At 73.2% G+C, this 24,434-nt stretch carries 21 protein-coding genes; 17 read left to right on the top strand and 4 right to left on the bottom strand.

The annotated features are described in order from the left end of the window. Positions 1 to 9: 9 nt before the first annotated feature. From AB0I22_RS05345 to AB0I22_RS05310, 8 genes are all read left to right on the top strand, one after another. Positions 10 to 993 carry an iron-siderophore ABC transporter substrate-binding protein gene (locus AB0I22_RS05345; RefSeq protein ID WP_363129295.1) on the top strand — a complete coding sequence of 328 codons (984 nt, stop codon included), beginning with the start codon at positions 10 to 12 and terminating at the stop codon, positions 991 to 993. 121 nt (positions 994 to 1,114) lie between these two features. Next, a complete protein-coding gene (locus tag AB0I22_RS05340) occupies positions 1,115 to 1,894 on the top strand; it encodes a 2,3-dihydro-2,3-dihydroxybenzoate dehydrogenase (RefSeq protein ID WP_363129294.1) in 780 nt (259 codons plus the stop codon). A gap of 387 nt (positions 1,895 to 2,281) precedes the next feature. Next, positions 2,282 to 3,439 carry an isochorismate synthase DhbC gene (gene dhbC, locus AB0I22_RS05335; RefSeq protein WP_363129449.1) on the top strand — a complete coding sequence of 386 codons (1,158 nt, stop codon included), beginning with the start codon at positions 2,282 to 2,284 and terminating at the stop codon, positions 3,437 to 3,439. After that, on the top strand, positions 3,436 to 5,103 hold the full coding sequence (locus AB0I22_RS05330; RefSeq protein ID WP_363129293.1) for a (2,3-dihydroxybenzoyl)adenylate synthase: 1,668 nt from the start codon (positions 3,436 to 3,438) through the stop codon (positions 5,101 to 5,103). The genes dhbC and AB0I22_RS05330 overlap by 4 nt, the downstream gene beginning before the upstream one ends. A gap of 84 nt (positions 5,104 to 5,187) precedes the next feature. Beyond that, positions 5,188 to 5,820 carry an isochorismatase family protein gene (locus AB0I22_RS05325; protein ID WP_363129292.1) on the top strand — a complete coding sequence of 211 codons (633 nt, stop codon included), beginning with the start codon at positions 5,188 to 5,190 and terminating at the stop codon, positions 5,818 to 5,820. Between the two features lie 4 nt (positions 5,821 to 5,824). Beyond that, the gene (locus AB0I22_RS05320) at positions 5,825 to 6,055 is read left to right on the top strand and encodes a phosphopantetheine-binding protein (RefSeq protein ID WP_363129291.1); all 231 of its coding nucleotides are present in this window, start codon (positions 5,825 to 5,827) and stop codon (positions 6,053 to 6,055) included. Then, complete coding sequence (locus AB0I22_RS05315) at positions 6,052 to 10,188, top strand: amino acid adenylation domain-containing protein (RefSeq protein ID WP_363129290.1); 4,137 nt, start codon at positions 6,052 to 6,054, stop codon at positions 10,186 to 10,188. Before AB0I22_RS05320 ends, AB0I22_RS05315 begins: the two co-directional genes overlap by 4 nt. A gap of 154 nt (positions 10,189 to 10,342) precedes the next feature. Next, positions 10,343 to 10,597, top strand: a complete 255-nt coding sequence (locus AB0I22_RS05310; protein ID WP_363129289.1) for a DUF1049 domain-containing protein — start codon at positions 10,343 to 10,345, stop codon at positions 10,595 to 10,597. Between the two features lie 13 nt (positions 10,598 to 10,610). Here the strand turns inward: AB0I22_RS05310 and AB0I22_RS05305 are convergent, their stop codons facing one another. Then, positions 10,611 to 11,534: a LysR family transcriptional regulator gene (locus AB0I22_RS05305; RefSeq protein ID WP_363129288.1), complete on the bottom strand. Its 924-nt coding sequence runs from the start codon at positions 11,532 to 11,534 to the stop codon at positions 10,611 to 10,613. A 79-nt stretch (positions 11,535 to 11,613) separates the two neighbouring features. On the opposite strand from AB0I22_RS05305, the gene AB0I22_RS05300 reads away from it, so the two are divergent. The 3 genes from AB0I22_RS05300 (at position 11,614) to AB0I22_RS05290 (ending at position 14,634) form a co-directional block, all read left to right on the top strand. Then, entirely contained in the window at positions 11,614 to 12,867 is a 1,254-nt protein-coding gene (locus AB0I22_RS05300; RefSeq protein ID WP_363129287.1) for an MFS transporter, read from the top strand. A gap of 96 nt (positions 12,868 to 12,963) precedes the next feature. Next, positions 12,964 to 13,683 carry a cyclase family protein gene (locus AB0I22_RS05295; RefSeq protein ID WP_363129286.1) on the top strand — a complete coding sequence of 240 codons (720 nt, stop codon included), beginning with the start codon at positions 12,964 to 12,966 and terminating at the stop codon, positions 13,681 to 13,683. Between the two features lie 30 nt (positions 13,684 to 13,713). Continuing rightward, the gene (locus AB0I22_RS05290; protein WP_363129285.1) at positions 13,714 to 14,634 is read left to right on the top strand and encodes a LysR family transcriptional regulator; all 921 of its coding nucleotides are present in this window, start codon (positions 13,714 to 13,716) and stop codon (positions 14,632 to 14,634) included. A gap of 7 nt (positions 14,635 to 14,641) precedes the next feature. On the opposite strand, the gene AB0I22_RS05285 is transcribed toward AB0I22_RS05290, so the two are convergent. Beyond that, complete coding sequence (locus AB0I22_RS05285; protein WP_363129284.1) at positions 14,642 to 15,232, bottom strand: pyridoxamine 5'-phosphate oxidase family protein; 591 nt, start codon at positions 15,230 to 15,232, stop codon at positions 14,642 to 14,644. 427 nt (positions 15,233 to 15,659) lie between these two features. Here AB0I22_RS05285 and AB0I22_RS05280 point away from each other — a divergent pair, with 427 nt between their 5' ends. From AB0I22_RS05280 to AB0I22_RS05260, 5 genes are all read left to right on the top strand, one after another. Continuing rightward, positions 15,660 to 16,628, top strand: a complete 969-nt coding sequence (locus AB0I22_RS05280) for an iron-containing redox enzyme family protein (RefSeq protein WP_363129283.1) — start codon at positions 15,660 to 15,662, stop codon at positions 16,626 to 16,628. Then, the gene (locus AB0I22_RS05275) at positions 16,625 to 17,581 is read left to right on the top strand and encodes a fatty acid desaturase (RefSeq protein WP_363129282.1); all 957 of its coding nucleotides are present in this window, start codon (positions 16,625 to 16,627) and stop codon (positions 17,579 to 17,581) included. Before AB0I22_RS05280 ends, AB0I22_RS05275 begins: the two co-directional genes overlap by 4 nt. A gap of 23 nt (positions 17,582 to 17,604) precedes the next feature. Then, positions 17,605 to 17,958, top strand: coding sequence for a hypothetical protein (locus AB0I22_RS05270; RefSeq protein ID WP_363129281.1), 354 nt, complete (start codon positions 17,605 to 17,607; stop codon positions 17,956 to 17,958). A gap of 146 nt (positions 17,959 to 18,104) precedes the next feature. Continuing rightward, positions 18,105 to 19,499, top strand: coding sequence for a CoA transferase (locus tag AB0I22_RS05265; protein WP_363129280.1), 1,395 nt, complete (start codon positions 18,105 to 18,107; stop codon positions 19,497 to 19,499). Between the two features lie 31 nt (positions 19,500 to 19,530). Continuing rightward, positions 19,531 to 20,073, top strand: coding sequence for a GNAT family protein (locus AB0I22_RS05260; RefSeq protein ID WP_363129279.1), 543 nt, complete (start codon positions 19,531 to 19,533; stop codon positions 20,071 to 20,073). 350 nt (positions 20,074 to 20,423) lie between these two features. On the opposite strand, the gene fes is transcribed toward AB0I22_RS05260, so the two are convergent. Together fes and AB0I22_RS05250 are read right to left on the bottom strand one after the other, a co-directional pair. Beyond that, positions 20,424 to 21,671: an enterochelin esterase gene (fes, locus tag AB0I22_RS05255; protein ID WP_363129278.1), complete on the bottom strand. Its 1,248-nt coding sequence runs from the start codon at positions 21,669 to 21,671 to the stop codon at positions 20,424 to 20,426. A gap of 99 nt (positions 21,672 to 21,770) precedes the next feature. Beyond that, positions 21,771 to 22,118, bottom strand: coding sequence for a DUF6204 family protein (locus AB0I22_RS05250; RefSeq protein ID WP_363129277.1), 348 nt, complete (start codon positions 22,116 to 22,118; stop codon positions 21,771 to 21,773). Positions 22,119 to 22,315: 197 nt separating this feature from the next. On the opposite strand from AB0I22_RS05250, the gene AB0I22_RS05245 reads away from it, so the two are divergent. Then, a complete protein-coding gene (locus tag AB0I22_RS05245) occupies positions 22,316 to 24,340 on the top strand; it encodes a DUF5107 domain-containing protein (protein ID WP_363129276.1) in 2,025 nt (674 codons plus the stop codon). Positions 24,341 to 24,434 lie beyond the last annotated feature (94 nt).

Here is a 24,434-nt window from a genome sequence, read left to right as displayed (position 1 = left end):
GATCCACACATGTCCTCGCCCCGTTCCTCGCGCACCCGGCTGACCGCCGCGGCCGCGATCGCCGTCGCCGCCGCGCTCTCCCTCACCGCCTGCGGTTCGGACGGCAAGGACAAGACGGACAGCGCGAAGGCGGACGGCGCCCAGGGCGATGTCCACCGGGTCACCGACGCGACCGGCGCGCAGGTGGACGTGAAGAACGCGCCCAAGAGGGTCGTCGTGCTCAGCGAGATGGACCTCGACAGCTCGCTCGCGCTGGGCGTGAAGCCGGTCGGCCTCACCGCGGGCCGCGGCCAGCAGGGGGCCCCGGAGTACCTCAAGGACAAGGCGCAGGACATTCCGGTGGTCGGCGCGGTCACCGGGCCGGACGTGGAGAAGGTCCTCGCGGCCAAGCCGGACGTCATCCTGGCGGGCCAGATCAGCGACCGCCAGGTGCTCACGCAGATGCGGCAAATCGCGCCGACGGTCGTGACGATCGGCAAGGACAAGGACTGGAAGTCCGCGCTCTCCCTCACCGGAAAGATCCTCAACAAGGAAGCCGACGCGAAGAAGTTCCTCGCGGACTACGACAAGAAGGCCGGCGAGGTGAAGAAGGCGATCGGCGCGAACGCCGGCAAGACGGTCAGCGTCGCCCGCTACTCCGGCAAGGGCACGGCCGTCATGCAGCAGGGCGTCTTCGTCAGCGATGTGCTGAAGGATCTGGGCTTCAAGCGCCCCGGTATCCAGAACCAGAAGGGCGCGGGCCACTCCACGCCGATCAGCGATGAGGACATCGAGCAGATCGACGCGGACTGGCTGTTCATCGGCACCCTCGCGGCCAAGGGCAAGGACGCGGACCTCTTCGCGGCGCTGAAGAAGAAGCCGGCGTACGAGCAGCTGGGCGCGGTCAAGGACGGCCACCTCACCGAGATCGACGGTTCGAAGTGGACGAGCCTGGGCGGTCCGCTGGCCGCGATGTCGGTGCTGGACGACATCCAGAAGGCCATGGCCAAGTGAGCTGAGGGCGACGCGGATTGGGGGAGTGGTGGACGCCGGCCGATGCGACGCTCACCACTCCTCACCAGGCTCAGCGCCATGTTAGGTTAGCCTTACCTAACTTCCAGGAGGGGATTCCGTCGTGCAGCAGCCAGAACTCGCCGGACGCGTCGCGCTGGTCACCGGCGCCGGGCAGGGCATAGGCGAGGCGGTCGTCCGCGCACTGATCGAACGCGGAGCCCGGGTCGCGGCCCTCGACGCGACCCCCGACGGCATCAAGGCGCTCGAAGCCGAATTCGGCGCCGCCCGCGTCACCGCCCACCTCGCCGACGTCACCGACAGCGCCGCCGTCGAACGCGTCATGGACGACGTGGAACGCACCACCGGCCCCCTCGGCATCCTCGTCAACGTCGCCGGAGTGCTGCACACCGCACCCGTCGTCGACCTCACCGACGAGGACTGGAACGCCACCTTCGCCGTCAACACCACCGGCGTCTTCAACACCTCCCGCGCCGCCGCCCGCCGCATGAGCGAGCGCCGCGCCGGCTGCATGGTGACCGTCGGCTCCAACGCCGCCGGCGTGCCCCGCACCAGCATGGCCGCGTACGCCGCCTCCAAGGCCGCCGCCACCATGTTCACCAAGTGCCTCGGGCTGGAGCTCGCCCGCAGCGGCATCCGCTGCAACGTCGTCTCGCCCGGCTCCACCGACACCGCCATGCAGCGCAACATGTGGACCGACCCGCAGGCGCCGCTGCGCGTCATCGACGGCGACCCCTCCAGCTACCGCGTCGGCATCCCGCTCGGCCGCATCGCCGAACCCTCCGACATCGCCGACGCCGTGGCCTTCCTCGTCTCCGACCGGGCCCGCCACATCACCATGCACGACCTCTACGTCGACGGCGGCGCGACGCTGCGGGCCTGACGCCCCGTGCTACCCGCCCGGCCGCTCCCCGCGGCCACCGCGGACGGCCGGCGACCGGCGGAACCGGAGCCCGACCGGCCCCGCGCCCACCCCGCCCCCACGCCGCCGGAGCCCACCGGCCCCGCCGCGGCGAGCACTTCCCCCACCCCAGCCGGCGCCACGAGCGCCGGAGAGACGGAGCACCAGGTGACCAGGGCGCATGACGTCGCCGAGCGTCCGATACCCGGCACCGCCGGCGGCACGGCCGTCCCGGCGGACCCGAAGACCGTGAGCCCCGCCCCCGAGGCCGCGCACCGCCCGGCGACCTCCGAGACCCCGGCCGCCCCCACCCGGCCGAAGGCCCCCCGGACCCGCGCCGCCGCCTCCGGCGCTCCCGGAGCCGACACCGTGGGCGTGGCCACCGGCCTCCTCGACGCCTACGCTCCCGGCGACACCCGCTTCTTCGCCTCGCCGACCAGGACCCTCCTCGCCCACGGCGTACGGGCCGAAGTACCGCACGACGAACGGCCGCTGGCCCGCCGCGTCGCCGAGACCCTCGAAGCCCGGCGCGCCGCGGGCGACCCCGCGCCGATCGTCGTCGGCGCCGTCCCCTTCGACCAGGACGCGCCCGCCGCCCTCGCCGTGCCCGAGAGCACCCGCTGGGCGCCGCCGCTCGCCGAGGACCCGCTGATCGCGCTCCCCGCCGCCGCCCCCGAGGCCACCCGCTGGCGGATCCGCCCCGCCCCCGAGCCCGCCGGCTACGGCGATGCCGTCGCCGAGGCCGTACGCCGCATGCGCCGCGGCGACTTCAGCAAGGTCGTGCTCGCCCGCACCCTCGAACTCACCGCGCCCGACGACCCCGACGCGCCGGACCTCCCCGGCCTCCTCCAGCGCCTCGCCCGCCGCGACCCCACCGGCTACACCTTCGCCGTGCCCACCGGCCCCGGCCGCACCCTCCTCGGCGCCAGCCCCGAACTGCTGGTCTCCCGCCGCGGCCGCCGCCTGGTCGCCAACCCCCTCGCCGGCTCCGTGCCGCGCAGCGCCGACCTCGCCGAGGACGTCCGCCGCGCCGCGGCCCTCCTGGAGTCCGCCAAGGACCTGCACGAGCACGCCGTCGTCGTCGACGCAGTACGCGACGCCCTCGCCCCGTACTGCGCGGACCTGGACGTACCCGCGCACCCCACGCTCGTACGCACCGCCGCCATGTGGCACCTGTCCACCACCGTCACCGGGCAGCTCGCCGAACCCCGCGCCTCCGCCCTGGAACTGGCGTGCGCCCTGCACCCCACCCCCGCCGTCTGCGGCACCCCCACCGGCACCGCCCGCGACGTCATCCGCGAACTCGAACCCTTCGACCGCGGCATGTACAGCGGCGTGGTCGGCTGGGGCGACGCCGACGGCGACGGCGAATGGGTCGTCACCATCCGCTGCGCCGAGGCCGACCGGGGCGCGCTGCGCCTCTACGCGGGTGCGGGTATCGTCGCGGCGTCCACGCCGGAAGCGGAGACCGCCGAGACCGGCGCCAAGTTCCGTACCTTCCTGCACGCCGTGGGGGCAGACCAGTGATCCTCGAAACACCCGCGACACCCGACGCGCCGACCTGGCCCGCCGACTACGCGGAGCGCTACCGCGCCGCCGGCTACTGGCGCGGCGAGACCTTCGGCTCGATGCTGCGCGAGCGCGCGCTGAACCACCCCGACCGGGTGGCGGTCGTGGACCCCGCGGGCGAGGGCCGCCGCTGGACGTACGGGCAGCTCGACGAGCGCGCCGACCGGCTCGCCGCCGGGTTCCTGGCCCGCGGCATCGCCAAGGGCGACCGCGTCGTCGTCCAGCTCCCCAACATCGCCGAGTTCTTCGAGACGGTCTTCGCGCTCTTCCGGATCGGCGCGCTGCCCGTCTTCGCGCTGCCCGCCCACCGCGAGAGCGAGATCCGCTACTTCTGCGAGTTCACCGAGGCCGTCGCCTACGTCATCCCCGACGTCAACGGCGGCTTCGACCACCGCGAACTGGCGACGAAGGTACGCGCCGACGTCCCCACCCTGCGCCACGTCTTCGTGGCGGGAGACCCCGGCGAGCACAGCGGGCACACCGCGCTCGCCGACGCGGCGAGCGAACCCGTCGCCGTCGAGAACGGCCCCCGCCCCGACGACCTCGCCTTCCTCCAGCTCTCCGGCGGCTCCACCGGCGTCCCCAAGCTCATCCCGCGCACCCACGACGACTACATGTACTCGCTCTGGGGCTCCAACGAGATCTGCGCGGTCGACGAGGACAGCGTCTACCTCTGCGCGCTCCCCGCCGCCCACAACTTCCCCCTCAGCTCGCCCGGCACGCTCGGCGCCCTCTACGCCGGCGCCCGCGTCGTCCTCGCCCCGCAGCCCAGCCCCGACGTGGCCTTCCCGCTCATCGAGCGCGAAGGCGTCACGATCACCGGCGTCGTGCCGCCGCTCGCCCTGGTGTGGACCGAGGCGGCCGCCACCACCTCCTGCGACCTCAGCAGCCTCGACGTACTGCTCGTCGGCGGCGCGAAGTTCAGCGAGGAGGCCGCCCGGCGCGTCGGCCCCGCCATCGGCTGCACCCTCCAGCAGGTCTTCGGCATGGCGGAGGGGCTCGTCAACTACACCCGGCTCGACGACCCCGACGAGACCATCGTCACCACCCAGGGCCGCCCGATCTCCCCCGACGACGAGATCCGGGTCGTCGACGACGAGGACAACGACCTCCCCGTCGGCGCGACCGGCCACCTGCTGACCCGCGGCCCGTACACCATCCGCGGCTACTGGCGGGCCCCCGCCCACAACGCCAAGTCCTTCACCCGCGACGGCTTCTACCGCACCGGCGACGTGGTGCGCATGACCGAGGACGGCTACCTCGTCGTCGAGGGCCGGGCCAAGGACCAGATCAACCGGGGCGGCGAGAAGGTCGCCGCCGAGGAGATCGAGAACCACATCCTCGCCCACCCCGCCGTCCACGACGTGGCCATCGTCTCCATGCCCGACGACTACCTCGGCGAGCGGACCTGCGCGTACGTCGTGCTCCGCGACGGCGCGGAGCCGATCCGGCCCGTCGCCGTGAAGAAGTTCGTACGGGAGCGCGGGCTCGCCGCCTACAAGGTCCCCGACCGCGTCGAGTTCGTCGAGGCCTTCCCGCAGACGGGCATCGGCAAGATCTCCAAGAAGGATCTGCGCGCCGCCATCGCCGAGCGGCTCAGAGCGCAGACCACCACGCGCTGAGCACCGGCCGGGCGCCCGCACCGCACGGCGGGCCGGGCGCCCGGCGGCAACGCAGCGCACGACACAGCACCTGAAAGGCACCCCATGGCACTGCCGGCCATCGCCCCCTACCCGATGCCCACCGCGGCCGACCTCCCGGCCAATCGCGTCCAGTGGACCGTCGACCCCGACCGCGCCGTCCTGCTCGTCCACGACCTGCAGAACTACTTCCTCGACGCCTTCACCGCCGACGCCTCCCCGGTCACCGAACTCCTCGCGGGCGTCGAACGGCTGACGAAGGAGAGCCGGGAGCGCGGCGTCCCCGTCGTCTACTCCGCGCAGCCCGGCGGCCAGACCCCCGCCGAGCGCGGGCTCCAGCAGGACTTCTGGGGGCCCGGCCTGCCCGACGACGAGCGGCTGAAGGCCGTCGCCGAGCGCGTCGCGCCGCAGGACGGCGACACCGTGCTGACCAAGTGGAAGTACAGCGCCTTCGTCCGCACCGACCTCGCCGAGCGGATGGCCGCACAGGGCCGCGACCAGCTCATCGTGGTCGGCGTGTACGCGCACATCGGCGTGCTGATGAGCGCCTGCGACGCGTGGATGCGTGACATCCAGGCGTTCCTCGTCGCCGACGCCGTGGCCGACTTCTCCGAGGCCGACCACCACATGGCGCTGCGCTGGGCCGCCGCCAAGTGCGCGGTCGTCACCACCGCCGACCGCATCTTCGAAGGACGCTGACCCCATGGCGCTCACCATCCAGCAGATCCGGGACGACGTGGCCGATGTGCTCGGCGAGGACCCGGCCGACATCCCCGACGACGAGAACCTCGTCGACTACGGCCTCGACTCCGTCCGCATCATGACCCTCATCGAGCGCTGGCGCCGCGACCACGGAGCCGAGGTCACCTTCGCCGACCTCGCCGAAGCGCCGGGAATCGACCGCTGGTGGGCGCTGCTGGGGGAGCCGGCATGACCGTACGCACCCCCGAACGGACCCCGGCCGGGGCCGCCGATCCCGAGCCCGCGGGACTCGCCCTCACCGCGGCCCAGGCGGGCATGTGGTTCGCCCAGGCCCTCGACCCCGACAGCCCGGCCCAGAACACCGCCGAGTGCATCGAGATCCACGGCCCCGTCGACCCGGCGCTGTTCGCCGAGGCCCTGCGCCGCACGGCCGGCGAGGCCGAGGCGCTGTGCGTACGGCTCGCGGAGACGGCAGAGGGGCCCCGCCAACTGCCGCTGGCCTTCGGGCCCGTGGACCCCGCGATCGCGCCCGTATCCCTCGGCGCCTCCGCCGCGGGCACCACCGCGCCCGGCGCCTCGGACGCGTTCCTCGGACTGCCCGCGGGCGCGCCGAGCACGCCGCACGACGGCGAACTCCCCTTCCCCCTGCGGGTCTTCGACGCCCGCGCCGAGGCCGACCCCGACGCCGCCGCGCGCGCCTGGATGCGCGCCGACCTCGACATCCCCTTCGACCTCGCCGCCGGACCCCTCTTCGCCCACGCCCTCTTCCGCGTGGCCGACGACCGCTGGCTCTGGTACCAGCGCGTCCACCACGCCGTCATGGACGGCTACGGCTACTCCCTCCTCGCCCGCCGCGTCGCCGAGACCTTCACCGCCCTCGCCGCCGGCGAGGACCCCGGCCCCAGCCCCTTCGGACGCCTCGCCGAACTCGTCGCCGACGACGCCGAATACCGCGGCTCCGACGCGTACGAGAAGGACCGCGACCACTGGGCCGAGGCGTTCGCGGACCGCCCCGACGCGCCCTCGCCCGCCGGCCGCACCGCGCTGCCCTCGCGCACCTTCCTGCGCCGCACCGCCCACCTCGCCCCCGAGGCCACCGAACGGCTCCGCGCCTTCGCCGCCTCCGCACGGGCCACCTGGCCGGACGTCCTGCTCGCCGCGCAGGCCCTGTGCACCGCGCGCACCACCGGCGCCGGCGAGGTCGTCCTCGGCCTGCCGATGATGGGCCGCATGGGCTCCGTCGCGCTGCGCATCCCCGGCATGGTCATGAACGTGCTGCCGCTGCGGCTGACCGTCGGCCCCGACGCCACCCTGGCCCAGCTCACCCGCCAGGTCGTCCTCGCCATCCGGGCCGCCCGCCGCCACCAGCGCTACCGCTACGAGGACATCCGCCGCGACCTCGGCCTCCTCGGCGAGGGCCGGGCGCTGGTCGGACCGCTCGTCAACGTCATGCCCTTCGACTACGCGCTGACCTTCGCCGGCGCGCGCTCGGACGCCCACAACCTCTCCGCCGGCCCCGTCGACGACCTCACCGTCAACGTCTACGACCGCACCGACGGCCGCGGCCTGCGCATCGACTACGACGGCAACCCCGCCCTCTACACCGAGGACGAACTCGCCGTCCACCAGGGGCGCTTCCTCGACCTGCTGGCCCGCGTCGCGGACAGCGACCCGCACACCCCGCTCGCCGCGTTCCCGCTCGCCACCGCCGAGGAGCGCGAGCTGATCCTCGGCGAGTTCAACGACACCGCCGTGGCCGTGCCGCCCACCACCCTCATCGGGCCCATCGAGTCCCGCGCGGCCCGCACCCCCGGCGCCACCGCCCTCGTCCTCGGCGACGAGTCGCTCACCTACAGCGAGCTGAACGCCCGCGCCAACCGCCTCGCCCGCCGCCTCGCGGCCCTCGGCGTCGGCCCCGGCAGCCTCGCCGCCGTCGCCGTGCCGCGCTCCGTCGACCTGGTGGTCGCGCTCCTCGCCGTCCTCAAGGTCGGCGGCGCCTACCTGCCGCTCGACCCGGACTACCCGGCCGACCGGCTCGCCTACACCCTCGACGACGCCGCGCCGGTCTGCGTCCTGACCGACGCCGCCACCCGCCCCGCGCTGCCCCCCACCGAGCTGCCCGTCCTGGTCCTCGACGACCCCGCCCTCCGGGCGGAGCTGGCCGAATACGCCGCCACCGACCCCGGCCGCGCGCTCACCCCGCAGCACCCCGCGTACGTCATCTACACCTCCGGCTCCACCGGCCGCCCCAAGGGCGTCGTCGTCCCGCACTCCGCGATCGACAACCGGCTGCGCTGGATGCAGGCCGAGTACCGGCTCGCCCCCGACGACCGGGTGCTCCAGAAGACGCCGTCCGGCTTCGACGTCTCCGTCTGGGAGTTCTTCTGGCCGCTGCGCGTCGGCGCGACCCTCGTCCTCGCCGAGCCCGGCGGCCACCAGGACCCCGCCTACCTGGCCCGTACGATCAGCGAACAGCACATCACCACCGCGCACTTCGTGCCCTCCATGCTCCAGGTCTTCCTGACCGAGCCCGCCGCCGCCGCGTGCACGAGCCTGCGCCGCGTCTTCTGCAGCGGCGAGGCGCTGCCGCGCGAGTCCGTCGACCAGTTCCACCGCCTGCTGCCCGACGTGCCGCTGCACAACCTGTACGGGCCGACCGAGGCCGCGGTCGACGTCACGTACCACCCCTGCGCGCCGGGCGAGGAAGGGCCCGTGCCCATCGGCAGGCCCGTCTGGAACACCCGGCTCTACGTCCTGGACGCCGCCCGCGCGCTCTGCCCGCCCGGCGTCCCCGGCGAACTGCACCTGGCGGGCGCCCAGCTCGCCACGGGCTACCTCGGCCGCCCCGACCTGACCGCAGAGCGGTTCGTCGCCGACCCCTTCGGCGAGCCCGGCGCGGTCATGTACGCGACCGGCGACCTCGCCCGCTGGCGCCCGGACGGCAGCGTCGAATACCTCGGCCGCACCGACCACCAGGTCAAGCTGCGCGGCCTGCGGATCGAACTCGGCGAGATCGAGGCGGCGCTGAGCGCGGACGAGTCCGTCGCCGCGGCGTGCGTCCTGGTCCGCGAGGACACCCCCGGCGACCAGCGCCTGGTGGGCTATGTGACTCCGGCCTCGGCGGATGCCGCCGCCGAGGCCGGCCCGCCCGACGCCGCAGTGGACACGGCGGCGCTGCGCGACCGGCTGGCGACCCGGCTGCCCGACTACATGGTGCCCAGCGCCCTCCTCGTCCTGGACGGCTTCCCGCTCAGCGCCAACGGCAAGCTGGACCGCAAGGCGCTGCCCGCCCCCGAGATCGCCGCCACCGGCGGGCGCGCGCCCCGCGACCACCGCGAGGAGACCCTGGCCCGGCTCTTCGCGGAGGCGCTTGCGCTGCCCCGCGTCGGGGTCGACGACAGCTTCTTCGACCTCGGCGGCAACTCCCTGCTCGCCGCGCGCCTCGTCGCCCGGGTCCGGGACACCCTCGGCGCCCGGCTCGCCATCGGCGCGCTCTTCCAGGCCCCCACCCCCGCCGCGCTCGCCGCGCGGCTGCACGAGGCGGGCGACGCCGAACAGGCCCTGGACGTGGTGCTGCCGCTGCGCGAGCGCGGCGGGCGCCCCCCGCTGTTCGTCGTGCACCCGGCGGGCGGCATCAGCTGGTGCTACTCCGGGCTCCTCGCCCACCTCGGCCCCGACCAGCCGGTGTACGGGCTCCAGGCGCGCGGCCTCACCCCCGGCACGGCCGTCGAGCGGCTCCCGTCCACCATGGACGAGATGGCCGAGGACTACCTGGCCCGCATCCGGGAGGTACGGCCGCACGGACCGTACCGGCTGCTGGGCTGGTCGGTGGGCGGCGTCATCGCGCACACCGTCGCCGTGCGGCTCCAGGAGGAGGGCGAGGAGGTCGAACTGCTCGCCATGCTCGACGCCTACCCCTCCGACCAGTGGCGCGGCCGGGCCGGGCCCAAGGAGGCGGACGCGCTCGGCGCGCTGCTGCGGATGGCCGGGTTCGAGTTCGACGCGAGCGGGACGCTCACCCGGGAGCAGGTCACCACCACGCTGCGCACCGAGGGCAGCGCACTGGCCAGCCTCTCCGACTACACCCTGACGGCCGTCGTCGACATCGTCGTCAACAACGCCACCCTGATGCGGGAGCACCGCCACCGCGTCTTCGACGGCGACGTGCTCTTCTTCACCGCCACGGCGCCCCGCGCCGAGGACTGGCTGACGAGGGACGCCTGGCGGCCGTACGTCACCGGCGGCCTGGTCAACCGCGACATCGACTGCCTGCATCCGCAGATGACGCAGCCGGGCCCGATCGCCGAGGTCGCCGAGGCGGTGGCCGGGTACCTGGGGGAGCGCGGGGCCGTCCGTACGGGCTGAGCGGCGCGCGGGCGGCCTTCCGCCCGGCGGCCTCCGCCCGGGCGGCCCCGCCGGGCGGAACGGCCGACTCCGGCCCATCCTGGAACCGGAGGCGGTCGGCCGCCGGGCCCGGTGTGCGGGCCCGCGGCCCGCACACCGACGGAAGGGTCACGCCATGAGCTCCAAGACCTCGACGAAGACGAGCGGCGGCGCCTCGGGCGGCAGGGTCAGAGAGCTGGCGACGCCGGGCCGCGTGGTGCTGCTGGTGATCGCGGTCCTCGCGCTCGTCTTCGTCTTCGAGAACACCCGGCAGGTCAAGATCCGGCTGCTGCTGCCCGAGGTGACGGTCCCGCTGTGGATCGCGCTGGCCGTGATGCTGGTGATCGGCTGGCTGGTGGGCCGCTACGTCACCTTCGGCCGCCGCAAATAGCGGCCCCGATCCGCTACGCCACCGTGCCCGCGGGCTCGTCGGCGGTGCGCCGGAACTCGGCGCGGGCCAGTGAGGTCAGCGTGCGCAGGGCCGAGGTGGGCTGACGGTCCTTGTGCAGCACGAGATAGACGCCGAGGACGGGGCGGGAGGTCCACGGCAGCGCGGTGAGCCGGCCGCGCCGGATCTCGTCGGCGACCGTGGTGCGCGGCAGCAGCGCCACGCCCAGCCCGGCCTCGGCGCACCGCTTGAGCGCTTCCGTGCTGACGAACTCCATCGTCGCGGGGCGCACCGCGGCCTTCCTCAGCTCCCGGTCCATCACCTCGCGCTGCGCGCAGCCCTTCTCGATGAGCAGCAGCGTCTCGTCCGCCAGATCCGCGGTACGGACGACCTCGCGCCGCGCCAGATGGTGGTCCGGCCCGGCGACCAGGCGCAGCGCCTCCTCCGCCAGCCGGTCGGCGGTCACCATGGGGCCGCTCACCTCCTCTTCCAGGAGGAAACCGGCGTCGAGGTAGCCCTCGCTGAGCGAGGTCATCAGCGAGGTCCGGTTCGCCGCGCCGAACGCCACCTGGAGGAGCGGGAAGCTGTTCTTCAGCGCGCGCAGCACCGGCGGCAGGCGGTGCGCGCACAGGCTCTCGGGGGCGGCGATGCGCAGCGTGCCGCGCACCCGCCCCGGATCGCCGCCCGCCCGCTGCACCGCCTCCGTGGCCTGCTCGGCGTAGTTGAGGAGGTTCTGGGCGTGGTTGCGCAGCTCGCGGCCCGCGTCGGTGAGGACGACCCGGCGGCCGAGCCGGTCGAAGAGCGGCATGCCGAGATCCCGCTCCAGGGCCTTGATGTGCGCGGTGACGCTGGACTGCACATAGCCCAGTTCCTGCGCGGCGCCGGTGAAGTTCAACCGCTGGGCGACGACCACGAAGGTCGAGAGATGTTTCAGCTCCACTGATCAATCGTATTCTCGAATGGAAGCCATCGCAATCGTTCGTTGGACGCGATCGACGCCGACCGAAAGACTGGCTGGCATGCACCCATCCAGCACACAGCGCCGCCGCGGCTCCGCCGGCGACGAGCGCACCGGCCTGGCCGGACGGGACTTCCTCCTGCTGCTCGCCGCGACGGTGGGGACCTTCGCCAACTACGCCCCCCTGCTGTCGGTCGCGCCGCTATGGTCCGCCCGGGGCGGCTCCGGGAACGCCGGGGTGGGCGCCGTGACCGGCGTGACGATGGCGACGACGGTGGGCGTCCAGCTGTGCATGAGATGGCTGCTGCGGCGGATGAGCCTGCGTCAGGTCCTGGTGACCGGCGCGCTGCTGCTGGGGCTGCCCACCTTCGCGTACCCGCTCTCGACCGGGCTGGGCTGGGTGCTGGCGGTCTCGGCCGTGCGCGGCGTCGGCTTCGGAATGGTCGCGGTGGCGGGCAGCGCGCTGGTGGCCGAACTCGTCCCGGCGCACGCCAGGGGCCGGGCCGTCGGTTGGTACGGCGTCGCCGTCGGCCTTCCCCAGGTGCTCTTCCTGCCGCTGGGCGTGTGGCTCGCCGAGCACATCGGCTTCACCCCGGTCTTCGTCGCGGCGGGCGCGCTCAGCGTGCTGGCCGCGGCGGCGATCAAGGCGCAGCGGCCCGGTCAGGGGACACCGGGCGGAAACCGGGGCGCCAAGGCCGACAAGGTGCCGCTGCGGCCCTTCGGCCGGCCCTTCACCGTCCTGATCACCTCCGCGTGCGCGCTGGGCGGGGTGACGACGTTCCTCCCGCTGGCGCTCACCGGGTCCTCGGCCGCGCCGGTCGCGCTGTTCCTGCTCTCCGGCGCCATCGTGATCGGGCGGTGGGCGGCGGGGTTCTACAGCGACCGCAGAGGCACCGGGCGGCTGCTGGTGCCCAGCGTGCTGGCCTGCGTCGCGGGCATGGGCGGCTTCGGGCTGGCGACCGCGTCGTCCGGCGACGCCGCGGTACTGGCCGCGGTCGCGGGCTTCGTCTACGGCCTGGGCTTCGGCGCTCTCCAGAACGACACCCTGGTGATCATGTTCCGCCGGGCCGGACCGCACGGCCACGGAGCGGCCAGCACGGCGTGGAACATGGCCTACGACGCCGGCACGGGGATCGGCGCCGCGGCCGTCGGACTCACCTCGCACGCTCTGGGCGTCGACGGCTCCTTCACCGCCGCCGCGGTCCTGATCCTCCTGGCCGCCCCGCTCGCACTGCGCGACGCGCGGGCCGAACACCGCATCGCGGAGCTCTCCCCGGACGAGTTGCAGGCCGAGGCCCCGGCCCACACGACGTAGTGACTCCGGGTGGCCGGAACACGACGGGCCTTCTTGTACAGCGCCAGACCCTCCAACGATCATTGCCCATTACATAGAAGAGAAGGTGGACCCTTCATGGTGAACAGCTCCCCTCCCTCTCGTTCCCAGGGGACCTTCCGCCACGGCGGCCCCGGGGACGTGTGCGTGGACCTCAGCCACGAGATCGTCGCCGGCGCGACGGCCTATCCGGGGATGCCGCAGCCGGTGCTCACGGACCACATCTCCCGCGAGCAGTCGCGCGAGATGTACGCGCCGGGGACCGAGTTCCACCTGGGCAAGATCTGTATGGTCGGACAGACCGGCACCTACCTGGACGTCCCCTTCCACCGCTTCGCGGACGGCTACGACCTCACCGCCCTCGACCTGGCCCGCGTCGCGGGCGTGCCCGTCACCTTGATCGAGACGGACGAGCAGACCATTTCGCCGGAGTGCTTCGAGAAGGCCGACCTGCGCGGCCGCGCCGTCCTCATCCGGACCGGCTGGTCGCGGCACTGGGCCACGGACACCTACGTCAACGGTCAGCACCCCCACCTGTCCGCCGAGGCCGCGGCGCTGCTCGCCGAGGCCGACCCGGCGGTGGTGGGAATCGACTCCCTCAACATCGACGCCACACATATTCGCGAACGCCCGGCGCACACGGAATTGCTCGGCGCGGGCATCCCGCTGGTCGAGCACCTCACCAACCTCTCCCTCGTCCCGGAACAAGGGGGAAGATTCACCGCCGTTCCCATCAAGGTCGCCGGCCTCGGCACATTCCCGGTGCGGGCATTCCTTGGATACTCCCGATGGGCCTGACGTCGTCGGCCCTCCGACGAGAGCGGAGAAATGGCCAACCTACAGCAGCTCAGGACATTGGATTCGGTACGCTGCCACGGCGGAATCCACGCCGCGGCCAAGGCATTGCATTTATCCCCGTCCGCGGTGTCCCAGCAGATCAAGGCGCTGAGTTCGGAATGCGGATTTCCGCTGGTGGAGCCTGAAGGGCGCGGTATCCGGCTGACGGACAGCGGTTCGGTGATCGCCCAGGTCGCGTCGAAGATCGCCGACCTGTGGGAGACCTCCGTCTCGGAGCACCAGGAGCACGGGGCGACGCCGACCCGAGGCAAGCCGTGTGTGCGGCTCGGGGCCTTCCCCTCGGCGATGGGTAACTGCGTACTCCCGGCTCTCGGAGTCGGGAGTGACCTTCCCTTCGGCCTCGAACTGCACGAGACGAGCCCGCACGAGGGGCGGGACCTTGTGCAGGCCGGCAGCCTGGACGCCGCGATCTCCATACAGGAGGCGACCGAACCCGCGGACGTGCGCTTTCGCACGGTGCCGCTGCGGCACGAGGCCTTCGTCCTCGTCGGCCCGCCGAAGCTGCTCTCCGCCGCGGTCCGTTCCGGCTCGGACTCGCTGTCCGCCTTCCCCTGGATACTGCCGCGCGTCGGCTCGGACTGCGACCGCCTCGTCACCTCGCACTTCGCGCGCCACGGCATCCTCACCCGGACGGTCGGCCGTACGGACGACTGGGCCCTGGCCCAGGAGATGGCCATAGCCCTCCGGGCGATCACCTACGTTCCCTCGTCGGCGCTGGTACGGCGGGACGGGCTGACCCGGTCCGTGGACGTCGCCGGCATCCCGGCACCGGCGCGGACCATCGTTCTGGTCGCCAAGTCCTCGGCGGCGGTGACGAGCTGGTTCCTCATCCTGCGGCAGCGCCTCAAGCGCGCCTACTCGCGGACCTCGGCCCTCGCGCACAGCAGCTGAAAATCTGTCAGGAATTCCGCAGACGTACCAGACCCTGATATTCGTCCTTCAGTTTCCAGTCCGGGTCGGGCGGGGCGTGGTGGGGACGGGGGACATGCTCCGAGTACTGCTCCACGCGCACGTCATGCAGGTAACGGGGGCAGTTTTCGAATACCTGCCGCACCCGCACCTCGACCACGGCGTCCGCTTCCGGGAACGCGTCGAGGAGCCCGCGGTCCGTTGACACCCGCGCGGTGCCGTTCACCCGCAACTTGATCGGTTTGTCGTAGTCGATGAACAACATGCCGACCTGCGGATTGTCGAGAATATTGCCCAGGCTCCGGAACATGCCGTTTCCGTCGTAGCTGGGAAAGCGGAGCAGTCCGGGATCCGGAACGTGGACGAACCCGGGCAGGCCGCCCTTGTAGGAGCAGTCGGGGTAACCGTCCGCGTCGGCCGTCGCCAAGTAGAAGCAATCCGCCCGCCGCAGCATCGCGGCGGCGGTCTCGTCCAGGTGGTCGGTCACGTACTTGCCGGCGATGTGATCCGCCAGCCGTTGCGTGCGCAGGGTTTCCTGCATACGCAGCGCCCCTTCGCGATAGAAGTGCTGTTCCGTCATCAATGCCTCCCCTGTCCGTTGTGCGTGCCGATACGGAAATCGTTCCGCCTGCGCGCGCTGACACGGGAATCGTTCCGTCGCACCCACGGTCGCACAATGATTGTTCAAGCAATGAGCATGATGACGTACGCCTTTCACACACGACATCGTGCAGCCGCCGCGCCAAGCGGAATGAATCATTCACCCCACGGACGCGCGGCAGGGCCGCGGCCCTGCGGTGGATCACGCCCGCGACCGCGGCCAGTCGATCATTCTCATCTTCTGATGTATTCGGATCTTCCTCGGCCGGCAGCGGAAGGATCTCTACCAGTTGCTCGGCACGGCTCGGTCCGGGGCAGCGCCCCACGCGAACCGTGCGGCGTGGAGCCGTGTTGAGCACACCACGGACAGAACCACGGTCCTCGCTCTGGCAGAGAGGAAGAATATCGTGACATTCACCGCCGTGGGGACGGCGCTCGCCGCCTCGCACACCGAGCAGATCAGCAGCGCATTTCCGCGGCAGGGCGCACCCGATCCGATAGCGAGGGAAGCCCTGCTGAGCCGCCTGCACGCCCACTACGTGGCCTACATGGGCGGCCCCGAGGAATTCGGCAGCATCCCGCGGCTCAACGCGGACCAGGAAATCGTCGACATCGAGGAAGCCTGGCTGGCCTGGGAGGACGCGCAGGTCGACACGGCCACACTGCCCGCGACCGGGGAGGCCTTCCACGACTGGTTCCTGCAAGTGGCGGCACAGCACACGCAGCCGGACTTCTGCGATTACCTCGCCCATGAGGCGAGCCTGGAGGAGATGGCGCTCTTCTTCATGGGCGAGGAACTCGTCGACAGCAAATTCGACGACCTCATGGCCATGGTGCAGATCGGCACGGAGGGACACACCAAGCTCACCATCGCCGAGAACTACTGGGACGAAATGGGCGAGGGGAACATCGACCACGTCCACACCCGCATGTTCGAGCACTCCGCCGTCTACATGCGCAAGCGGCTGGCCGAAGCCGGCATCGGGCGCGAGGCGCTCTTCTGCCCCGAAGCCTTCGAGAACGCCAGCATGCTTCTGATGTACGGCATCCACCGCCACCTCAACCCCCGCGCGCTCGGGGCGATGGGGGTACTGGAGCAGAGCGCCTCACCGCGCTTTCAGGCCATGGTCGACGGCTGCAACCGGCTCGGCGTGCCCGCGGACGTCATCGACTACCAGCGCGTGCACGTGCACGTCGACGCCGACCACGGCGCCGAATGGTTCGAGGGCGTCTTCCTGCCGCTGGTCGGCCGCTCGCCGGAACTCCTGCGGGAGATCTCCTTGGGCGTGGCCACCCGGGTCCGGGTCGCCAATGCCTATTACCGGCGGATCTGGGACGCCATGCGCGGATTGCCGAAGCAAGGGTCGGAGCGATGACCACCGCGGCGTCGAAAGACTCACCCGGACTGCTCTTCCGCAAGAGCCGGGTCTCGGGCTGGGACGAGGCGGTCTTCACCTTCAAGTTGGTTCTGGCCATCGGCCTCGCCGTGGCCTGCGGCTATCTCGCACTGAGTCCGAATTGGCTCCTCGCGCTGACCGGTGCACTGCTCCTCGGCGCGTTATACACCCATATGGTGGAACTCCAGCATCAGTGCCTGCACCACTCCTCCTTCCGGTCCGCCAAACTCCACCGACTGGTGGGAATTCCCCTCGGCGTCCCTTTGCTGGTCTCCTACAGCCACTACCGCGTCAGGCATCTCCAGCACCACCGATATCTGGGCACTCCGCAGGACTCGGAGTTCTTCGGGTTCGACACCCGCAAACCGCTCACTTCGGGGCTGCTGCTCCGCGGCCTGCTGGACTACCCGCGGATCGCCGGCGTGTTCCGCGATGTGCTGCGCAGCTGGTCCGGCAACTGGTCGTACGACATCGGCCAGATCGCCGAGCGGCGGCGCAGAGAGATCATCGCCGAGTACCGGCTGTTCGGGCTGGTAGCTGTCGCCGCCGTGGCCGCCGCCGCCCTCGGCTTCGGCGGGCCCGTGCTCCGGCTGTGGGTCATCCCGCTCGCCTTCGCCGTGCCCCTGCACTTCCTGGTGGAGCTGCCGGAACACCTGCTGTGCGAATCCAGCACCACGGACGTACTGCGCAACACCCGCTCGATCCGGGGCAGTTGGCTGACCACCTGGTTCACCAACGGCAACAACCTCCATGTCGAGCACCACGCGGCGATGGTCGTACCGATCAACAGACTCCGGGAACGCCATCCCGAGGTCGAGGAACTCGCCGTGTACGTCGAGCGGAACTACGCCGGTTTCTTCCGCAAAGTCGCCGCCGTCGCGTGGGAGAACCGCAAGGGAACCGCCGGCGCCGAGCCCGGGGGGAGCCTGTGACGGCGGCTGGGCGCGGACCCCGGATGTCGGTCGCGGGGAGCGCCGCACGCCACGCCGCCCTGCTGTGCACGGAAGCCGTGCCCGACGCGGTACGGATGTCCTGTGTCGGAGACGTCGTCCGGATCGAAGTGCCGGAGGCCGACTTCCACATCCGCCTGGAGGCGGTGTCGGACGCGGTGACGCGGCTCCGCTTCCACGTCACCTTCCGGGAGGACAAGCCCGCGGGCGGCACATGGTGGTCGAGCCGGGAGATCGAGGTCCCCGCCGGGCCCGGGTCCGCGCCGGTGGGCCGGGCGCTGGCCGCCGAGATACGCCGCAGCCGGGACACGTTCACGCACGCGGTCAGCGAAGCGCCGCCCCTTGTGTCCACGGCCTGAGCGCCGGGGAACGAGGCGCCCGCCCGCGAACGACACCGTGCCGCGCCGTCCTCGCTCATGACCGAGGACGGCGCGGCACGGCCCACCACCGCATCCCCCGGACCACCGCCACCGCATTCGGCGGCACTGAGTGCCACACTGGATGTGTGCTGAAACGATCTATTGACGGAACGGCTCACGCCTGGGCGGCCCTCGGCGGAGACCCCGCCCACCTGGCGGCCATCAGCCACCACGGCCCCGACGACGCACTCCCCGCGCGACTGCCCGTACGGGAACTCGCGCGCTCTACCGTCGCCGTCGCCTCGCTCGCCGCGGCCGAACTCTCCGCCGCCCGCGCCGGCGGACCACTCCCCGCCGTCCGGGTCGACGACGGAGCGGTTGCCACCGCGTTCGTCAGCGAACGCCACCTGCGGATCGACGGCCGCGGCGGCTCGACCTTCGCGCCCCTGTCCCGGTTCTGGCACACCGCGGACGGCTGGCTGCGCACCCACGCCAACTACCCGCACCACCGCGCCCGGCTGGCCGCGGCCCTCGGACTCGACGCCACCGCGGACGACGAACTGCTGGTCGAGCAGGCCGCCGCGGAACTCGCGGGCCGCCAGGCCGAACAGGTGCAGGAAGCGGTCTACGCGGCGGGCGGACTCGCCGTCGCCGTCCGAGGGCCCCGGAGCTGGGCCGAACACCCCCAGGGCACGGCGGTCGCCGGACACCCGCTGCTGACCCTCGACCGGATCGGCGAGGCCCCAGCCCGTACGCTCCCGCCCGCCCCGTCCCGGCCCGCCGAAGGGCTGCGCGTCCTCGACCTCACCCGCGTCATCGCCGGCCCCGTGGCCACCCGCACCCTCGCGCTGCTCGGCGCCGACGTGCTGCGCGTCGACGCCCCGCAGCTCCCCGAGAGCCAGGCCGCCCACTCCGACACCGGCTTCGGCAAGCGCTCCACCGTGCTCGACCTCGGCGACGCCGCCGACCGGGCCGTCTTCGAGGAACTGCTCGCCACCGCCGACGCGGTGGTCACCGGCTACCGGCCGGGCGCGCTCGACTGGCACGGCCTCTCGCCCGAAGCGCTCGTCGAGCGCCGCCCCGGCCTGATCGTCGCCCAGCTCAGCGCCTGGGGCCCGTACGGACCCTGGGGCGAGCGGCGCGGCTTCGACTCCCTCGTGCAGGCCGCGAGCGGCATCGCCGCCATCGAGGCGGACCGGGACGGCCACCCCGGCGCGCTGCCCGCCCAGGCGCTCGACCACGGCACCGGCTACCTGCTCGCCGCCGCCGTGCTGCGGGCGGCCACCCTCCGGCAGGCGTCGGGCGGCTCATACCTGGCCCGCCTCGCGCTCGCGCAGACGGCGGCCTGGCTGGTGGACGACCTGAAGCCGGACGCCGGCGAGCCGACGGACGCGTACACCCCCGGCCGGTGGCTCACCGAGGCCGACGGCCCGCTGGGGCACATGCGGTACGCGCTGCCGCCCGTCTCCTTCGACGGCGGCCCGCGGGACTTCCCCTCGCTGCCGGGTCTGTGGGGCGCCGACAAAGCCGCTTGGCGGTGATCGGGCGCCTTCCTGTTCCTAGGATGGTCCGATGCCTGAAGACGACGCATATCTCGCGACCGGCCCCCGCGTGGGCATCCGCTCCGTCGAACGCGGTGACGGCGAGCGGTTCACGGCCCTGGCGCGGGCCAGCGTCGGACTGCACCACCCGTGGCTGGCGCCGCCCACCACGGACGAGGCGTGGGAGACGTACATCAGCCGGCTCGACGCCCCGGACCGCGAGGGCTTCATCATCTGCGAGCGGAAGACGGGCGAACCCGCCGGGTTCGTGAATATCAACAACATCGTGCGCGGCCTCTTCCAGTGCGGGGCCGTGGGCTACGGCGCGTTCGCGCCCAGCGTGGGGCGCGGCTATATGACCGAGGGCATGGGGCTCGTCCTGCGCCATGCCTTCGGGCCGCTCGGCCTGCACCGCCTCGAAGCCAATATCCAGCCGGGCAATGAGCTCTCGCTGGCGCTCGTGAAGCGGCACGGGTTCCGGCTGGAGGGCTTCTCGCCGGACTTCCTCTTCATCGACGGGGCGTGGCGCGACCATGAGCGCTGGGCCGTCACCAGCGAGCTGGCGGGGCGCTGAGCGCTCCGCCACGGCGCTCCGCCACGGCGCTCCGCCACGGTTCTTCCGCCGCCGCGGGCCGGTCCGTCGGCCGCGGGCGCGTCTCGGCTGGTCGCGCAGTTCCCCGCGCCCCTGCGGTGTCCTGAGCGTCACCGGGCCGAGCGGGGCGCGAGTCCGTCTGCTGCGGGCGCGCTGTGGCTGGTCGCGCAGTTCCCCGCGCCCCTTTGGGGCGCCAGGTATCGCTGAGCCCTGCGGGTGCGTCGTGGCCGGTCGCGCAGTTCCTCGCGCCCCTGCGGGGCACGAGTCCGGCCCCTGCGGGTGCGTCGTGGCTGGTCGCGCAGTTCCTCGCGCTCCTGCGGGGCTCGGGGCGTTCAGGTTCCGAGCAGGTGCACCAGGCCCTCGGAGAGTTCTGTGCGCCAGCACAGGTAGTCGTGGCCGCCGTTGAATTCGCGGTAGCGCACGTCGTGGCCGCCGGCCTCCAGTACGTCGCGCAGGCGGCGGGTGGCCGGGAGCAGTACCCATTCCTGTTCTCCGGCCGAGAGGCAGAAGCGCACGGGCAGGTCCTTCGCGGCCGCTATGACGCTCGTCAGCCATTGGGGGTCCGGGCCGTTGGGCCACCAGAAGGAGCCGGACTGGGCCAGCGCGTTGCCGAAGCGGTGCGGGGCGCGGACGGCGGCGTGGGCGGCCATCAGGCCCCCCAGGCTCTGCCCGGCCAGGACGGTGCGGGCCGGGTCGGCCGTCAGCGGCCAGCGGGCCTCCGCCCACGGCAGCAGCTCGTCGGCGAGGAAGTCCACGAAGTCGTCGTTGCAGGTCAGCTCCGCCCAGCGGGCGTCGCTGCCCCGGGACTCCGGGAACAGCGCGACCAGTGGCGGAATGCGGCCGTCCGCGATCAGGTTGTCGAGCAGCGTCGCGACGCCCAGGTCCGGCTGCCACATCTCGCCGTCGAAGAGGACGAGTACGGGCAGGTCGCGGTGGCCGTCGCCGGGCGGCGCGTACGCGCGTACCCGCCGCTCGTTGCCGAGGACGCCGCTCGCGACCGTATGCGTGGAGACCGTGCCGGCCGGAACGCCGGGGCGCGGCAGCCAGTCGGACTGGGCGGGCGCGTCGGGGAGTTCGACCACGGACACCGGCTCGCCGCCCCACCGCGGGGGGAACGAGCGGGGGTTGAGGGGGTCGCGGCGGCCCTGGCCGCGCAGCCACGCCCGGTGCTCGGCGCCTTCGAGCCCCGGCGACCCCTGCCCCTCGTCCACGCAGAGCGCGTACGTGGCCCGCCAGTCGCGGCGCATCCGCACCGACCAGTGCCAGATGTCGGTGCCCGGCACCCGGTCCATGAGGTTGTGCTCCAGCGCGCGCGGGTCGGCGACCTTGTTCGGCAGCACCAGGACGGCGCGCGTCGCGGCCGAGCCGCGCCACAGGAAGGTGACCACGGCGTGCTCGGCCGATCCGGCCGGGTCGGGCTCGATCAGCGGCGTGCCGGGCAGCGAGCGCCAGAATCCGGCCGCGTCCGGGCGCGGCCCGAGCGAGGCGATCAGCGGGCTGCTCGCCCGTTCTACGGGCGCGGGCCGGGGGATGGGCGGCGGGCGCTTGGCCGTACCGGTCGGCGGGGCGGACACCGGCATGGACACGACCTCCGAGGACGGGGCGAACGAGTTAGGTTCACCTTACCCAATGCGCCGCAGCCGCCCCGGCGGCCTCACCGGCCCGCGCGGCCGGCCCGCCTAGGGCCGTGACCGGCACAGCTTGCCGGGAGGGGCGCCCGCGTCCATGTCGGTGGCCTCGCTGCGCAGCTCCGCGTAGCCGTAACCGGCCTCGTCCAGTGTCTGGACCGCCCGTTCCTCCGCGAGCAGCGACGCCAGTTCGTCGCCCTCCTCGGAGTCGGCGGTGACCAGATAGCGGAAGGCGAAGGACGTCAGGTCCGGCCGGTACCGCAACGTCCCGCCCTCGGTGAACCGCCCCCGCTTCGCCTCGAACGCGTCCGCCTCGGCCAGCAGCCGCTCGCGCGCCTCGGGGTCCAGGGAGTCGAACCGCCCCCGCACCGTCACCCGGTAGGTGTGTTCCGTCGCCACCGCTTCCCGCCCCTCGGGTCCTGGCCTCATCGTTCTCGGGTCGGGGTTCAGGTTAGTTACCGCTCTTTGCGCAACCCTGACCGGGGGCGGCCCTGTTCACGGGGGCCCGAAGCGTGTTCCATGGTCATCGGGGGCCGCCGGGCACGGCGTGCCGGAGCGCCGCCGCGAGGCGGCGCCAGACGAGGAGCGAGGTTGCCGTGGCCACGACCATCCGACGTGCCGTCCTGACCCTGCCCGCCGCACCGCTCGGGCCCGAGAACCCGCTGCCCGCCCTGCTGCCGCGCGGACCGCACGGCGACGCGCACGTGCTCGACGCCCGGCAGCGCGCCGCCCTCCCCGCCGACATGGCCCTCCAGAGCGGCTACGCGCCGCTGCGCTCCGTCCTGCCGGTCCGGCTGCGCGACGGCTACACCCGCCACCGCGCCCCCGCCGACCTCGACGCCCTCGTCGTCGAGAACGACCGGCTGCGCGCCACCGTCCTGCCCGGCCTCGGCGGACGCGTCCACTCCCTGCGCCACAAGCCCACCGGGCGCGAACTCCTCCACACCAACCCGGTCCTCCAGCCCGCCGACTTCGCGCTCCACGGCGCCTGGTTCTCCGGCGGCATCGAATGGAACATCGGCGCCACCGGCCACGGCCCGCTGTGCACCGCCCCGCTGCACGCCGCCCGCGTCCCGGCCCCCGACGGCGGCGAGATGCTGCGGCTGTGGGAGTGGGAGCGGCTGCGCGACCTCGTCTTCCAGGTCGACCTCTGGCTCCCCGAAGGCGCCGACTTCCTGTACGCGGGGGTGCGCGTCCGCAACCCCGGCGAGCGCACCGCGCCCGTCTACTGGTGGTCCAACACCGCCGTACCCGAGGACGAGCGCACCCGCGTCCTCGCCCCCGCCGACGCCGCCTGGCACTTCGGCTACGACAGATCCCTGCGCCGCGTGCCCGTCCCCGGCGCGGGGGACGCCGAGTGCACCTACCCGCTGGGCGGCGAGCACCCCGCCGACTTCTTCCACGACATCGAGGACGGCGCGCGCCCCTGGATCGCCGCGCTCGACGGGCAGGGCCACGGCCTCGTACAGACCTCGACCGACACGCTGCGCGGCCGCAAGCTCTTCCGCTGGGGCTCGGGCGCCGGCGGACGCCGCTGGCAGCGGTGGCTGACCGAGCCCGGCGCCGGCGGCTACGCCGAGATCCAGGCGGGCCTCGCCCGCACCCAGCTGGAGCACGTACCGCTGCCGCCGGGCGGTGAGTTCGCCTGGCTGGAGGCGTACGGGCCGCTGTCCGCGGACCCCGCCGCGGTCCACGGCGCCGACTGGGCGGCGGCGCGCGCCGAGGCCGGGCGCCGGCTCGAAGCGGCCCTGCCGCGCGCCGACGTGGACGCCGCCTACGCCGCCTGGCGGCCGTACGCCGACACCGAACCCAAGGAGAGCCTGGCCACCGGCTCGGGCTGGGGCGCGCTCGAAACCGAACGCGGCGGCCACCGGCTGCCCGGCACCCCCTTCGACGCGGCGACCCTCGGCCCGCAGCAGGCCCCCTGGCTCGAACTGCTGCGCACCGGCGCCCTGCCGCCGCACCCCCGGCACCTGCCGCCCGGCCCCTCGCTCGTCGGCCCGTACTGGCGCGAGCACCTGGAGGCGGCGCGGCCGACCCCCGACGTCCGCTACCACCTCGGGGTCGCCCAGTGGCACGCGGGCGACCGCTCCCAGGCCGCCCGCAGCTGGGAGCACTCGGCCAGGGACCACTGGCCCTCGCTGCGCTGCCTGGCCGTCGCCGACCAGGAACGCGGCCACCGCGACCGGTCCGCCGAGCGCTGGCTCCAGGCGTTCCAGGACGCCGGCGACCGCTGCTGCGACGGCGTCGAGCAGCGGGCCGCGCTCGCCGCGCTCGGCCAGGAGGCGGTCCTCGCCCTGCTCGCCGCGGGCCGCCCAGGGGACGCGGCGGACGTGCTCGACGCGCTGCCCCGTGTCACCCGCGACCGCGGCCGCTTCCGGCTGCTGGCCGCCCGCGTCCTGCTCGCCCAAGGGGACGCGCCCGCCGCGCGGGAGCTCTTCGACCGGGGCTTCGAGGTGGACGACCTGCGCGAGGGCGACGAGGCGCTCGGCGACACCTGGTACGCCATCGCGGAACAGCTCGTGGCGGGCGGCGGCCCGGTCACCGACGAGGTGCGCGAGCGCGCGCGGGCCGAGCACCCGCTGCCGGCGGAGTACGACTTCCGGATGCGGCCCATGTGACGGGAGCGCTCCGACGATGGCGCAGAAGGTGCTTTATCGGGCGCGGAGCCGGGAAATATCCTCGCGGACGCTCCATATGTCCGTCAGGTTTCCG

The sequence above is a fragment of the Streptomyces sp. NPDC050610 genome, from assembly GCF_040654875.1.
Taxonomy (GTDB): Bacteria; Actinomycetota; Actinomycetes; order Streptomycetales; family Streptomycetaceae; genus Streptomyces.
Note: the sequence above shows the minus strand (reverse complement) of the source record. Positions and strands in the feature narration are given on the sequence as shown.

Coding starts and splice junctions, on each gene's coding strand:
- AB0I22_RS05345 (WP_363129295.1), top strand. CDS start 10: ATGTCCTCGCCCCGTTCCTCGCGCACCCGGCTGACCGCCGCGGCCGCG.
- AB0I22_RS05325 (WP_363129292.1), top strand. CDS start 5,188: ATGGCACTGCCGGCCATCGCCCCCTACCCGATGCCCACCGCGGCCGAC.
- AB0I22_RS05320 (WP_363129291.1), top strand. CDS start 5,825: ATGGCGCTCACCATCCAGCAGATCCGGGACGACGTGGCCGATGTGCTC.
- AB0I22_RS05315 (WP_363129290.1), top strand. CDS start 6,052: ATGACCGTACGCACCCCCGAACGGACCCCGGCCGGGGCCGCCGATCCC.
- AB0I22_RS05310 (WP_363129289.1), top strand. CDS start 10,343: ATGAGCTCCAAGACCTCGACGAAGACGAGCGGCGGCGCCTCGGGCGGC.
- AB0I22_RS05300 (WP_363129287.1), top strand. CDS start 11,614: ATGCACCCATCCAGCACACAGCGCCGCCGCGGCTCCGCCGGCGACGAG.
- AB0I22_RS05295 (WP_363129286.1), top strand. CDS start 12,964: ATGGTGAACAGCTCCCCTCCCTCTCGTTCCCAGGGGACCTTCCGCCAC.
- AB0I22_RS05290 (WP_363129285.1), top strand. CDS start 13,714: ATGGCCAACCTACAGCAGCTCAGGACATTGGATTCGGTACGCTGCCAC.
- AB0I22_RS05285 (WP_363129284.1), bottom strand. CDS start 15,232: ATGACGGAACAGCACTTCTATCGCGAAGGGGCGCTGCGTATGCAGGAA.
- AB0I22_RS05275 (WP_363129282.1), top strand. CDS start 16,625: ATGACCACCGCGGCGTCGAAAGACTCACCCGGACTGCTCTTCCGCAAG.
- AB0I22_RS05270 (WP_363129281.1), top strand. CDS start 17,605: ATGTCGGTCGCGGGGAGCGCCGCACGCCACGCCGCCCTGCTGTGCACG.
- AB0I22_RS05260 (WP_363129279.1), top strand. CDS start 19,531: ATGCCTGAAGACGACGCATATCTCGCGACCGGCCCCCGCGTGGGCATC.
- fes (WP_363129278.1), bottom strand. CDS start 21,671: ATGCCGGTGTCCGCCCCGCCGACCGGTACGGCCAAGCGCCCGCCGCCC.